The sequence below is a fragment of the Bacillus sp. MHSD_36 genome, from assembly GCF_030757775.1.
Taxonomy (GTDB): Bacteria; Bacillota; Bacilli; order Bacillales; family Bacillaceae_G; genus Bacillus_A.
In genome coordinates, this window is sequence record NZ_JAVBIS010000004.1 from 459,619 (window position 1) to 472,743 (window position 13,125).

The window sequence follows — 13,125 nt, forward strand, 5'->3', positions numbered from 1 at the left end:
TTTGATTGAATTGTATAGATTTAGTTAAGTTTATCGTATCGGGATGCTTGGGGGAAGATGTTGAGAAGTTTACGTTTAAAAATTGCGGTAGTATTTTCGGTGCTTATTTCTATGATGTTTGTAATATTAGGTACAGCTATGTATCAATTACAGAAAGAGAAGGAAGTGCGCTCCTTAGATCAGTATTCTCAAAATACGATGGATCTTGTGACAGAGCAACTTACGACATTTGTTCAAAGAACGGATGAAGATATGGGGTATTATGCGAACAGTGAAATGATTCGTAATATGCTTCAAGACGGAGTTACTCCAGAAGAGGAAGCATTTTTGACGAAAGAGTTTTCAGAGTACAAAAAGAATCATCCTGGCATTTTAGACTTATATATTGGTACGAAAGATAAAAAAACATTAAGTGCCAATCTTGCTGAAGGTGGACAAGTGCCAGAAGGATATGACCCAACGACAAGACCATGGTATAAAGACTCAGAAGCTGATGTGAAAAAGGTTCACTGGGGACAACCTATGTATGAGATTGCAACAGGTAAGTTAAGCGTGGGGGTTTCTAAAGCTATTACAGCTCAAGATGGATCTGTATTAGGTGTTGTGGCAATGGATGTATCGCTCGGAACAATTCAGAAATTACTTCATAATATTCAATACAATAACGGCGGAGAAATGTTTATTATAAATGATAAAAATATGGCTCTTGTTTACCCAGAGAAAGTAGGTAAAGATGTTTCAAAAGAGGCACTTGTGAAGAGTTTAAATAAAGATGTAACAAAGTATGCTGTCACTACATTAAAAGGTGAAGATGTAGTTGTATATAGTCAGTCATTTGATTTGATGAAATGGAAGATAGGAATTTTTTATCCGAAAGAAACAATTGATGGGTTATTACATAGTACGAGAAATACAGTCATTATCATGGCGTGTATTAGCTTATTAATTGGAATTGCAGCTTCATACTTGTTCTCAAGAAGATTAGCAAGACCGTTGCAACTATTAAAGAATCACGTTCAAAAAGTAGCAGAAGGTGATTTAACGTTGCAAATGAAAGTGACAAGTAAGGATGAAGTTGGAGAACTGACGAACCATTTTAATCATATGGTTGAGCAAATGAATGAAATGGTCAGCAAAATTAAAAATAGTGTATCAACTGTGCAACAATCAACGAATAATCTACATTATTTAACGAATGAAACTGTAGCAGCTAGTAGAGAAGTGTCAGGTGCAATGGATGATGTAAGCGGAGGAGCGTCTACTCTTGCTAATAGTGTCGATGAAGTTTCAGAGCAGCTCGAGAATATGGCAGAGTCGGTGGAACAAATGAATAACTCTGTTGGGGAAATAAAAGGTGTGGCCGGCAAAGCTGAAGAGGCATCTAAGCAAGGATTAAATACGATGCGTAATTTAGTTCGTACGAGGAGCCAATCCTCTTCGATTGTTATTCATACAGAGGAAGCATCTGGAAAGTTAGAGCAAAGAGTTGGATCGATTCAAAATGTTGTGGAGCTTATAAAAGGTATTTCGGATCAAACGAATTTACTTGCTTTAAATGCTTCAATCGAGGCGGCACGTGCGGGTGAACAAGGTAAAGGATTCGCTGTTGTTGCGGAAGAAGTTAGGAAATTAGCGGAACAATCAAAGGATGCAACAGTAGAAATTGCGACGATGATCGGTGATGTACAAGTAGAGGTAAGGCGAGTTGTAGAAGTTGTAAGTAAATTGAAAGACATTGCGGATATACAAAATAAAGTGACGACAGAGGCAGAAACGGAATTCCGCACAATTATGTCAGTTGTAAATACGATTAGTACTTCAGTGGAACAAATTGTAGAAGAGGTACATAACATCGGTCATGAGCAAGGAGAAATTACAGCGGTCATGCATACAATTGCTGGTACGAGTCAAGAAAGCGCAGCTGTTTCGGAAGAGGTAAATGCTGCAACTGAATCACAAGTGAATCATCTAGAAAAGGTAGCCCATACGATGGAAAGTTTGACCGAGCATATGAGAGACTTAGAAAGATTAGTTGAGCAGTTTAAAATAGAGGAATAACAAATTAGTAAAATGATGAGTATTTCGGTAAAATAGACAATGGATATATAAGAAGCAATTATAGGAGGAAGACTACTATGGCAATTGTTGACGTATCGATTATTCCAGTAGGAACAGGTAATCCAAGTGTAAGTGAATATGTAGCAGAAGTACAAAAGGTGCTAGAGAAAAATGCAGATCGCGTGAAGTATCAATTAACACCAATGAATACAATTATTGAAGGAGATCTTCCTGTCATTCTAGAAGTAATTCAACAAATGCATGAAGTTCCATATGCGAAAGGTGCGCAGCGCGTTGCGACAACAATTCGTATTGATGATCGTCGCGATAAAGTAAGCACAATGGAGAAGAAATTAAACTCTGTTCGATCAAAATTATAAAGAAAAGCAGCGATCTTCGCTGCTTTTTTCATATAGGAGGTAGATAAAATGAGTGAAAAGTTTAACGAACAATTTGACGGGTTGTTAGAGAAATACACGGAACTATTACTTGGAGAGAGCAATGAAGAGAGAAAAGAACAGGTGCAGAAGTGGGCACTGTATTCTTACATAGCCAAGACGATGCCGGCTTTAGTGAAGCATTGGAATGAAACATATCCTGATGCGAAAGAAGAGATGGTACAGTTAATTACAGATATTAAAAGGCTGAATGAAGAGAAGAGAAATGAGCAATAAAAAAACTTGAGGCAAATATAATCTCAAGTTTTCTGTATTAATATCCTTGTATAATTTACATGGAATATAAAGGGTTTTATAGGCATGTCGAATATTTTCGACATGCCTATTTTGTGCCTAGTAAACTCCATTTTTCTAAATGTCGAAAAATATTTCAGGCATATTTATAAGCGAGAATATAGGGTTTTAAATGTTTTTATAGTATTTTATAAATTATCTAAATAATTATTTGTATCCAATAATTTTAAACAATGATATAATTTTGAAGAGGGGTAAAAAACAGATAAATCAAGTCATAGGGGTGAATTACATGGAACAATTAATGCGAAATTCGTTTCTTTTCTTATCTAAAAATAAAGCGCTAACAAAACTGGCTAAAAAGTACGGTTTACGCTTTGGTGCAGGTCGCTTTGTCGCAGGGGAGACAATTGAATTAGCGACAGCAGCTATTAAACAATTAAACAAGCAAGGACTTTGTGTAACAATCGATTATTTAGGGGAATTCGTTGATAATGAAGCGGAAGCAAATGAAATGGCTAACCAATCGATTGAAGCAATCCGTGCAATTGGAAGAGAAGGTCTTGATTCGCAACTTTCTTTAAAAATGACTTCTATGGGATTAGATATCTCTGATGAAATCGTAATGAACAATATGCGCCGCATTTTAGAAGCTGCAAAAGAAAATGGTGTGTTCGTTACAATTGATATGGAAGATTATACACGCTGTGGAAAGACGATTGATATCTTTAAACAGTTAAAGTCTGAGTACGATAATATTGGTACTGTTATTCAAGCTTACCTATATCGTACAGAAAAAGATATTGAGGACTTAAATGCTTATAATCCTAATTTACGTCTTGTAAAAGGGGCTTATAAAGAACCTGAAGAAGTGGCGTTCCCGGACAAGAAAGATGTAGATGACAATTATAAAAAGATTATTAAAATGCACTTATTAAATGGAAATTATACTGCAATTGCTTCACATGACGAAGCGATTATTGAATATACGAAAAAACTTGCCGAAGAACACAACATTCCAAGAGACCAATTTGAATTCCAAATGTTATATGGTATTCGTAATGAGCGTCAACTTGAGCTAGTAAAAGAAGGTTACAAAATGCGTGTTTACGTACCTTATGGAAACGACTGGTATGGCTACTTCATGCGTCGTCTAGCAGAGCGTCCAGCAAACGTTGCGTTCGTATTAAAAGGTATGGTTAAAAAATAACCAAGGAGAAAATACTCCTTGGTTATTTTAATTGCTGAAATGCGTAATGTGCCATTTTCTTCGTATCAGGATATAGTTGCGTGCGAGTAGAAGATAATACAACATTAATAACGCGTTTACCGTCTTTTTCATCCACTGTTACGACCGTATATTTTCCGAGTGCTGATAGACCGCTCTTACTTCCAATTGCATATGGATCATCATATAGTTCTTCTCGTCCATAGTTTGCGATGTTTGGAGAGCGTTCCGAAGTATGTAAAGTTGTACGTGTTGAATTCATATATTCTAAAACAACTGGGTACTTTAATGCTTCTTTCGTAATCATAGCAATGTCATATGGTGATACTTTATTTCCAAGTGCATCAGCACCACTTGCGTTTTTGAAAGTCGCATGCTTTGTACCAAGTTCCTTCGCTCTAGCATTCATCATTTTTACAAATTCATTTTTTGATCCTGCGATATGTTCTGCGATGGATTCAGCTATTGGGTCTGCACTAATGATAAGCATCAGTTTTAATGCCTCATCACGCTTTAACTTTTCCCCAGCACGAAGTTTAATTTTTTTACTTTGACTTTCTGTTTTAATTGCGTTCTCTGTAACTGTAATTTCTTCGTCTTCTTTTACATTCTCTAGTAAAAGAAGGGTTGTCATCATTTTGGCTATACTAGCCGGATAGGAGCGTTCGTCCTCTCGTTTTCCATACAAAATTTCACCTGTGTCTGCATCAATTGTAATGGCGTATTGCCCAGTGATACTAGGTTGATCGGATCTTACAGCTTGCTGTCTTTGTGCGTAAGAAAAGAAAATCATCCCTGTAAATAGTGTGGCAATCATTACAATCATAACTATTGTTCGTTTCATCATCGTTCCCTCTTTTGTTTTCCATATGTACAAATAAATTGGGCAGAAAAAGTAGCCATTACCCATTATGCCACGTTCTCTGCCCAAAAATATAGCGTTATTTTTCGCCCATATTATGCTTCTTATATTGCTGGTTATTACCTTGACGGCCCTTTTCCACACCGTGATTATGCGGACCTGCATTTCCAGTTACGCTTGCTGCACTAATTCCAGCCTTTGAAGGGTTCTTCTTAAGTTTTGCCATATATATTCCTCCAGTTTCGTCAGATTATAAAAAGGGAAAGTGTATTTTAGTGAAGAAAATACATATATAGCATGGGCAAATAAAAGAAAAATATTTATTTCAGAAAATTTTATCAATAAATATATTGCGAAAATTTAAACAGTATCATATATTTATTAGTAGAGGCTCACTCATTGATTGCGACTTATGTCGAAAAATTGAATGAGCATTCATTCAAGAATAGGGGGAGAAATGGATGTTCCAAATTAAAAAGGCTGCTGTTCTAGGTTCAGGCGTAATGGGTTCAGGGATTGCGGCACACTTAGCTAATATTGGTATTCCGACATTATTGCTTGATATTGTACCACCTGCGCTTACGAAAGAAGAAGAAGCGAAGGGACTTACATTAGAACATAAAAGTGTGAGAAATCGTTTTAGTAATACGGCACTGCAAAAACTATTAAAGCAAAAACCAGCTCCTCTGACAGTGAAAGGAAACCTAGCACTGATTGAAGCAGGTAACTTAGAAGATGATCTTGAGCGTCTAGCTGATGTAGATTGGATTATTGAAGTAGTAGTTGAAAACTTAGATATTAAAAAGAAACTATTTGAAAAAGTAGATGCTGTTCGTAAACCGGGTTCTATTGTAAGCTCGAATACGTCAGGCATTTCAGTTGAAAAAATGGCAGAAGGTCGTTCAGACGACTTCCAGAAACACTTCTTAGGCACACACTTTTTTAACCCACCACGATATTTAAAACTTCTAGAGGTAATACCGACGAAAGAAACTGATCCACAAGTATTAAGCTTCATGAAATTATTTGGCGAAGACGTTCTTGGAAAGGGCGTTGTTATCGCAAAAGACACACCAAACTTTATTGGAAACCGCATCGGTACGTATGGTTTACTTGTAACTCTTCAAGAGATGGTAAAACGCGGCTATAGCATTGGGGAAGTTGATTCTGTAACAGGCCCGCTTATTGGTCGTCCGAAGAGCGCAACGTTCCGTACATTAGATGTTGTTGGTTTAGATACATTCGTACACGTTGCAAATAACGTATATGAAAATGTACAAGAAGAAGAGCGCGATGTATTTAAAGTACCAGCTTTCATGCATGACATGCTTGATAAAAAATGGCTTGGAAGCAAAACTGGTCAAGGATTCTTCTTAAAACAAGGAAAAGAAATTTTAGAATTAAATCCTGAAACGATGGAGTACGAAGCTCGTAAAAAATTAAAAGCTGCATCGATCGAGTTAAGTAAACAAGAAAAAGGTTTATCGAATAAATTGAAAGCGCTTGTATATGCGAAAGATCGCGCAGGAGAGTTGTTATGGAATATCATCACACCAACTCTTTTATACTCTGCAAAACTTCATAAAGAAATTGCCGACGATATCGTTGCAATTGACCAAGCGATGAAGTGGGGATTCGGCTGGGAGCAAGGACCATTTGAAGTTTGGGATGCAATCGGCGTTGAAAAGTCCGTTCAAAAGATGGAAGAAAACGGCGTAGTTGTTCCGACTTGGGTGAAAGACATGTTAGAGAAAGGATTCACTACTTTCTACAAACATGATAACGGAGATAGCTACTATTACGATAATGGCGAATATAAGCTAATTGAGCGTAATAAAAAGGCAATTTCTCTTAAACAATTAAAAGCAAAAAATGGTGTATTAAAGAAAAATAGCGGAGCGAGCTTAATCGATTTAGGCGACGGTATCCTTTGCTTAGAATTCCATTCGAAGAGCAATGCAATCGGTATGGATATTACGCAAATGATTAACTACGCTGTTGACGAAGTAGAAAAGAATTACAAAGGTCTTGTTATCGGTAACCAATCGAAGAACTTCTGCGTTGGTGCAAACTTAGCAATGATCTTAATGGAAGCGCAAGATGACAACTACTTTGAAATTGAGTTAGTTGTGAAAAACTTCCAAGATGCAATGACGAAAATTAAATATTCTTCTAAGCCAGTTGTAGCAGCGCCATATGGTATGACGCTTGGCGGAGGTACAGAAGTTTGCTTACCAGCAGCTAGCATCCAAGCTTCTAGTGAAACGTATATGGGCTTAGTAGAAGTTGGTGTTGGCTTAATCCCTGGCGGAGGCGGTAACAAAGAGCTATACATTAAGCACTTAAATAAAATGGCAAACGGCGTAGAGTTTGATCTGCAAAAAGTTGCAAATAAAGTGTTCGAAACAGTCGCAATGGCGAAAGTTTCAACTTCAGGACAAGAAGCAGTTTCTCATAACTTCTTAGGTGATAAAGACGGTATTAGTGTGAATGGTGATCACTTACTATACGATGCAAAACAGAAAGCACTTGCTTTATATGAAGCGGGTTATAAAGCACCAATCCGTAAAAAGATACCGGTTGTTGGTGAAACAGGATATGCAACTCTTGCACTTGGTGCAGAAGCAATGCACTTATCTGGTTATATTTCAGAGTACGATCTTCACATTGCAAAGAAACTTGCATATGTCATCGCGGGTGGAAAAGTGCCGTACGGAACAGAAGTTGATGAGCAGTATTTATTAGATGTAGAACGTGAAGCATTTATTAGCTTAGTAAGTGAGATGAAATCACAAGCAAGAATGCAGCACATGCTTGTAAAAGGAAAGCCATTACGTAACTAATAACGAGGGGAGATATCGTTCATGAGAGAAGCTGTCATTGTTGCGGGAGCAAGAACACCAATTGGAAAAGCAAAGAGGGGTTCATTAAAAACAGTTCGTCCTGACGATTTAGGGGCGTTAGTAGTAAAAGAAACGTTAAAGCGTGCGAATTATGAAGGACCAATCGATGATTTAATTTTTGGTTGTGCGATGCCAGAAGCAGAGCAAGGTTTAAATATGGCTCGTAATATCGGGGGATTAGCAGGTCTTTCTTACGATGTTCCAGCTATTACAATTAACCGTTACTGTTCTTCAGGTTTACAAAGTATCGCTTACGGAGCAGAGCGCATTATGCTTGGTCACTCGGAGGCGGTATTATCAGGCGGAGCGGAATCAATGAGTTTAGTTCCAATGATGGGACACGTTGTTCGTCCAAACAGTCGCCTTGTAGAAGCAGCTCCAGAATATTATATGGGTATGGGACATACAGCAGAGCAAGTTGCTGTGAAATATGGAATTTCTCGTGAAGAGCAAGATGCATTTGCAGTAAGAAGTCATCAACGCGCTGCCAAAGCATTAGCTGCAGGTAACTTCGCTGATGAAACAGTATCTGTAGATGTAACGTTACGTACTGTTGGAGCAAACAACAAATTACAAGAAGAAACAATCACTTTCGCACAAGACGAAGGTGTAAGAGCAGAAACGACATTAGACATTTTAGGTAAATTACGTCCAGCATTTAACGTTCGCGGTTCTGTAACAGCTGGTAACTCTTCACAAATGAGTGATGGTGCAGCATCTGTATTATTAATGGATCGTGAAAAAGCAGTAAGTGATGGTATGAAGCCACTTGCGAAATTCCGTTCATTTGCAGTAGCGGGTGTACCACCAGAAGTAATGGGAATCGGCCCAATCGCAGCAATTCCGAAAGCGTTAAAACTAGCTGGTTTAGAACTATCTGATATCGGTCTATTCGAACTAAATGAAGCATTCGCTTCACAATCAATCCAAGTTATTCGTGAGCTTGGCTTAGATGAAGAAAAAGTAAACGTAAACGGCGGTGCAATCGCACTTGGACATCCACTTGGTTGTACAGGAGCAAAACTAACACTATCTCTTATTCACGAAATGAAACGCCGCAACGAACAATTCGGTATCGTAACAATGTGTATCGGCGGCGGAATGGGAGCAGCGGGAGTATTTGAATTACTATAAAAAAGTGGAAGCGGCTTGCTCAGAATGTGAGGGGGATGGAGCTTCAGACGTAGAGGCGCTCTTTGCCTCGCAGGAAGAAGCGAAGCCACCGAACATTCTAGCCGCTGGAACTGGATTATAAAGAATGGAAGCAACAAAGGTTTATAAAAACAAAAGGGAGAGCCAGCTTCTTTCAAAATGGAAGAAGCGGCTTATGAAAATATGAAGGAGGAAATTTTCATGGAAAAAACAGTAGGAAGTGCGGTTAAAGGCGGTAGCTTTTTAGTTGATGAGATTACGATTGATCAAGTGTTTACGCCAGAAGATTTTTCATCTGAGCATAAAATGATTGCAAAAACGACAGAGGACTTTATCGTAAATGAAGTTCTTCCAGAGCTTGAATATTTAGAGCAACATGAGTTTGATCGCTCTGTTCGTCTTTTAAAAGAAGCTGGGGAACTTGGTTTATTAGGCGCTGACGTACCAGAAGAGTATGGCGGAATTGGTCTTGATAAAGTAAGCTCAGCGTTAATCGCAGAGAAATTCTCTCGCGCTGGTGGTTTTGCAATTACTCACGGTGCTCACGTAGGTATCGGATCATTACCAATCGTATTATTTGGTAATGAAGAGCAAAAGAAAAAATATTTACCACTACTTGCAACTGGTGAAAAATTAGCTGCATACGCATTAACTGAACCAGGTTCAGGATCTGATGCATTAGGTGCAAAAACAACTGCACGTTTAAATGCAGAAGGTACACATTACGTATTAAATGGTGAAAAGCAATGGATTACAAACTCAGCATTCGCTGATGTGTTTATCGTATACGCAAAAATTGATGGAGAGCACTTCTCAGCATTTATCGTAGAGAAAGAATATGCTGGCGTATCTACAAGCCCAGAAGAAAAGAAAATGGGTATTAAATGTTCTTCAACTCGTACGTTAATTTTAGAAGATGCATTAGTACCGAAAGAGAACTTACTTGGTGAAGTCGGTAAAGGTCATATTATCGCATTCAACATTTTAAATATCGGTCGTTATAAATTAGGTGTTGGTACAGTTGGATCTGCGAAACGTGCAGTTGAAATTTCAGCACAATATGCAAACCAACGTCAACAGTTCAAACAACCAATCGCTCGCTTCCCATTAATTCAAGAGAAACTTGCGAATATGGCAGCGAAAACATATGCAGCTGAAAGCTCTGTATACCGTACAGTAGGTTTATTCGAAAGCCGCATGAGCACATTATCTGAAGAAGAAGTGAAGGACGGTAAAGCAGTAGCAGCTTCTATCGCTGAATATGCAATCGAGTGCTCTTTAAATAAAGTATTCGGTTCTGAAGTACTAGACTATACAGTAGATGAAGGTGTTCAAATTCACGGTGGTTACGGATTTATGGCAGAGTACGAGATTGAAAGAATGTACCGCGATTCTCGTATTAACCGTATTTTCGAAGGAACGAATGAAATTAACCGCCTAATCGTACCAGGTACGTTCTTACGTAAAGCGATGAAAGGTGAATTACCACTTCTTCAAAAAGCACAAAAATTACAAGAAGAGTTAATGATGATGATGCCAGAAGAAGTAGGCGATGAGCCATTAGCACTTCAAAAATATTTAGTAAGTAATGCGAAGAAAATTGGCTTAATGGTAGCTGGATTAGCAGCTCAAAAATACGGTAAAGCATTAGATAAAGAGCAAGAAATTCTTGTGAATATCGCTGACATCGTAAGCAACCTATACGCAATGGAGTCAGCTGTTCTTCGTACAGAAAAAGCAATTAAAGCAACTGGTCTTGAAAAGAATAAACAAAAAGTGTTATACACTGAAGTATTCTGTCAAGAAGCATTCAACGAAATTGAAGCAGATGCGAAAGAAACACTTATCGCAGTTGAAAACGGCGACATGCTGCGCATGATGTTATCATCATTACGTAAATTAACTCGCCACACACCACTTAACGTAATTCCAAAGAAACGTGAAATCGCTGCGAAAATTTTAGAAGATGAGCGTTACACAGTTTAATAGTTGTACAGAAAAGTAGTCGTATAAATGGCTACTTTTCTTTTTTTTTGTAAAAATTAAATTTTTAGTGACATAAAACTAATACCATTAGTATAATGAAACTAATGGTATTAGTTTTTGTGAAAAGGGAGATGGAAATATGAGAATGATACATGAAAAAACGGTATATCAATTGTCATTTTTGCCAAGAGTGTTTCCTGTGAATTGTTACTTTGTGGAGGAAGAAGATGGTTTAACTTTAATTGATGCGGCTTTGCCATATAGCGCAAAAGGTATTTTACAGGCGGCTGAAAAAATAGGGAAACCAATTACGAATATTGTATTAACACATGCGCATGATGATCACATCGGTGCATTAGACGCATTAAAGGAAGTACTTCCTAATGTTCTAGTCTATATTTCTAAGCGGGACGCAAAGCTGTTAGAAGGAGATACGACGTTACAAAAGGAAGAACCAAATACGCCAATAAAAGGCGGTGTACCTAAAAAGGTAAAAACGGTACCTGATATTTTATTAGAAGATGGCGACCGAGTTGGATCGCTTCTTGCGATTATGACACCGGGACATACGCCAGGATCCATGTCGTTTCTTGATGTACGAAATAAAGCTCTTATTGTCGGGGATGCATTTCAAACGAGAGGAGGTATGGCTGTTTCGGGACAAATGAGATTTTGGTTTCCGTTTCCTGCGATGGCAACTTGGAGTAAAGAAGTCGCATTACAAAGTGCAGAGAAGTTAAGAGAATATGAGCCGTCCTTGCTTGCGGCAGGGCATGGGAAAATGATAAAAGATCCAGATGTTATCATAGAGCTTGCTATTAAGGAAGCGAAGCGGAATATAGAAAGTAGAAAAGAGGGTTAATTTATGTCACCGAGAATCGGACTTACATTACAGAAAATTGTAGAAACAGCAGCAGAAATTGCAGATACAAATGGAATACAAGAAGTAACGTTAGCTTCATTGGCGCAAACATTAGGGGTACGTTCACCCTCGCTATACAATCATGTGAAAGGTTTACAAGATGTACGGAAAAATCTTGGTATTTACGGAATCAAACAGCTGTATAACAGACTGGAAGAAGCGGCCGAGGGTAAACGGATGGATGAAGCAATTCATGCTTTAGGAGAAGCGTATGTAGCATTCGTACGTAAACACCCTGGACTGTATGAAGCAACCTTTTTACGAGATGAAGAAGTAAGAAAAGCAGGTGACGGGATTGTAAAGCTTTGTCTGCAGGTGTTACAACAGTACGGCTTAGAAGGAGAGAATGCACTTCATGCGACACGTGGATTCAGAAGTATTTGTCACGGGTTTGCATCGATTGAACAGCAAGGTGGATTTGGTCTGCCGCTAGATTTAGATACAAGTTTACATGTATTGTTGGAAACGTTTATTAAAGGATTACGTGTGATGCGAGATTGAATAGGAAGCGAGACAGCCGGAAACCTTAGAAGCGATTCTAAGGTTTTTTAGTGTATATGATTTAAAAAAATGGTAGATGAATTAAATTTTCACTTTATTTGTGTTAAAAATAAATTACAATAAAAATATAGAAAATAATGTAAAATAAGGAGAGGTTATGAAACAGAGTGGGAATTTAAAAAACAATCTCGTTGTACTTAGAGCAGAAAAACGTTGGTCACAAACTGATTTAGCGAACAAAGCAGGGGTAAGTAGACAAACGATCGCCTCAATTGAAGCAAATCGTTACAACCCATCTCTAATTTTAGCTTTTGAAATTGCACATATTTTAGGTAAGGAGTTTCATGAAGTTTTTCAATATAAGATAGAGGAGGAAACGGAATGAGTATTGTAATAGGGATCATCATCTCAGTAGCAGGACTAATAGGTGTTCTATATTCAACACGTTTTCAGAAGAATGAGGGGGAAGATGAAAGAGGCGAGCATATTACAGGGAATGCAGCTAAAATTTCATTATTTGTATTTTTATTTCTATATTTAGTTATCTTTTTAATTGGGAATCTATATTCACTGACAGGCGAACAGTATAAGTTAGCAAATGCATGTTTATTAGCTGGAGTACTTTGTTCTTATGCTCTAACTATTGTAGTTTTAAAAAGAAAATATTAGATGAGAAAGAGCCTCTTTTTATGTGTCAACACTGATAAAAAAGAGGAAAAGGAGAGATTTTTTATGATGGGTGCTTTAAAACATCATCGTGATGAGCGTGCAATAAACTTATTTTTTCTTTATACTTAATAATAGGGGCAAATATAATATTT

Annotated in this window: 14 protein-coding genes; 12 read left to right on the forward strand and 2 right to left on the reverse strand. The window is 37.7% G+C overall.

Features of this window, described 5'->3' with window-relative positions; translation table 11 throughout:
- The first annotated feature begins 57 nt into the window (after positions 1–57).
- The 4 genes from Q9B79_RS27090 to Q9B79_RS19440 all read left to right on the forward strand — a co-directional run bounded on the left by Q9B79_RS27090 (position 58) and on the right by Q9B79_RS19440 (position 3,960).
- Positions 58–2,058 carry a methyl-accepting chemotaxis protein gene (locus tag Q9B79_RS27090; protein WP_306186766.1) on the forward strand — a complete coding sequence of 667 codons (2,001 nt, stop codon included), beginning with the start codon at positions 58–60 and terminating at the stop codon, positions 2,056–2,058.
- Between the two features lie 77 nt (positions 2,059–2,135).
- Complete coding sequence (locus tag Q9B79_RS19430) at positions 2,136–2,438, forward strand: MTH1187 family thiamine-binding protein (RefSeq protein WP_098668808.1); 303 nt, start codon at positions 2,136–2,138, stop codon at positions 2,436–2,438.
- A 48-nt stretch (positions 2,439–2,486) separates the two neighbouring features.
- Positions 2,487–2,732 (forward strand): YusU family protein, encoded by a 246-nt coding sequence (locus tag Q9B79_RS19435; RefSeq protein WP_001290594.1) that lies wholly within the window; start codon positions 2,487–2,489, stop codon positions 2,730–2,732.
- 310 nt (positions 2,733–3,042) lie between these two features.
- Positions 3,043–3,960, forward strand: a complete 918-nt coding sequence (locus Q9B79_RS19440; protein ID WP_000436772.1) for a proline dehydrogenase family protein — start codon at positions 3,043–3,045, stop codon at positions 3,958–3,960.
- A 22-nt stretch (positions 3,961–3,982) separates the two neighbouring features.
- Here Q9B79_RS19440 and Q9B79_RS19445 read toward each other — a convergent pair whose 3' ends face one another.
- Positions 3,983–4,822 (reverse strand): D-alanyl-D-alanine carboxypeptidase family protein, encoded by an 840-nt coding sequence (locus tag Q9B79_RS19445; protein ID WP_306186770.1) that lies wholly within the window; start codon positions 4,820–4,822, stop codon positions 3,983–3,985.
- A 97-nt stretch (positions 4,823–4,919) separates the two neighbouring features.
- Complete coding sequence (locus Q9B79_RS19450; protein WP_001096344.1) at positions 4,920–5,066, reverse strand: YuzL family protein; 147 nt, start codon at positions 5,064–5,066, stop codon at positions 4,920–4,922.
- 235 nt (positions 5,067–5,301) lie between these two features.
- Here Q9B79_RS19450 and Q9B79_RS19455 point away from each other — a divergent pair, with 235 nt between their 5' ends.
- From Q9B79_RS19455 to Q9B79_RS19490, 8 genes are all read left to right on the forward strand, one after another.
- Positions 5,302–7,683, forward strand: coding sequence for a 3-hydroxyacyl-CoA dehydrogenase/enoyl-CoA hydratase family protein (locus tag Q9B79_RS19455; protein WP_306186773.1), 2,382 nt, complete (start codon positions 5,302–5,304; stop codon positions 7,681–7,683).
- 21 nt (positions 7,684–7,704) lie between these two features.
- Positions 7,705–8,877, forward strand: a complete 1,173-nt coding sequence (locus tag Q9B79_RS19460; protein ID WP_001206335.1) for an acetyl-CoA C-acetyltransferase — start codon at positions 7,705–7,707, stop codon at positions 8,875–8,877.
- Positions 8,864–8,998, forward strand: coding sequence for a hypothetical protein (locus Q9B79_RS19465; protein WP_306186775.1), 135 nt, complete (start codon positions 8,864–8,866; stop codon positions 8,996–8,998). The genes Q9B79_RS19460 and Q9B79_RS19465 overlap by 14 nt, the downstream gene beginning before the upstream one ends.
- Positions 8,999–9,096: 98 nt before the next feature.
- Positions 9,097–10,881 carry an acyl-CoA dehydrogenase family protein gene (locus Q9B79_RS19470; RefSeq protein WP_048528292.1) on the forward strand — a complete coding sequence of 595 codons (1,785 nt, stop codon included), beginning with the start codon at positions 9,097–9,099 and terminating at the stop codon, positions 10,879–10,881.
- 139 nt (positions 10,882–11,020) lie between these two features.
- Positions 11,021–11,743: an MBL fold metallo-hydrolase gene (locus Q9B79_RS19475; protein WP_306186778.1), complete on the forward strand. Its 723-nt coding sequence runs from the start codon at positions 11,021–11,023 to the stop codon at positions 11,741–11,743.
- 3 nt (positions 11,744–11,746) lie between these two features.
- Positions 11,747–12,304, forward strand: a complete 558-nt coding sequence (locus Q9B79_RS19480; protein WP_306186780.1) for a TetR/AcrR family transcriptional regulator — start codon at positions 11,747–11,749, stop codon at positions 12,302–12,304.
- Between the two features lie 157 nt (positions 12,305–12,461).
- Positions 12,462–12,689: a helix-turn-helix transcriptional regulator gene (locus Q9B79_RS19485; RefSeq protein ID WP_306186782.1), complete on the forward strand. Its 228-nt coding sequence runs from the start codon at positions 12,462–12,464 to the stop codon at positions 12,687–12,689.
- Entirely contained in the window at positions 12,686–12,973 is a 288-nt protein-coding gene (locus Q9B79_RS19490) for a DUF2178 domain-containing protein (RefSeq protein WP_306186783.1), read from the forward strand. Before Q9B79_RS19485 ends, Q9B79_RS19490 begins: the two co-directional genes overlap by 4 nt.
- Positions 12,974–13,125: the final 152 nt, after the last annotated feature.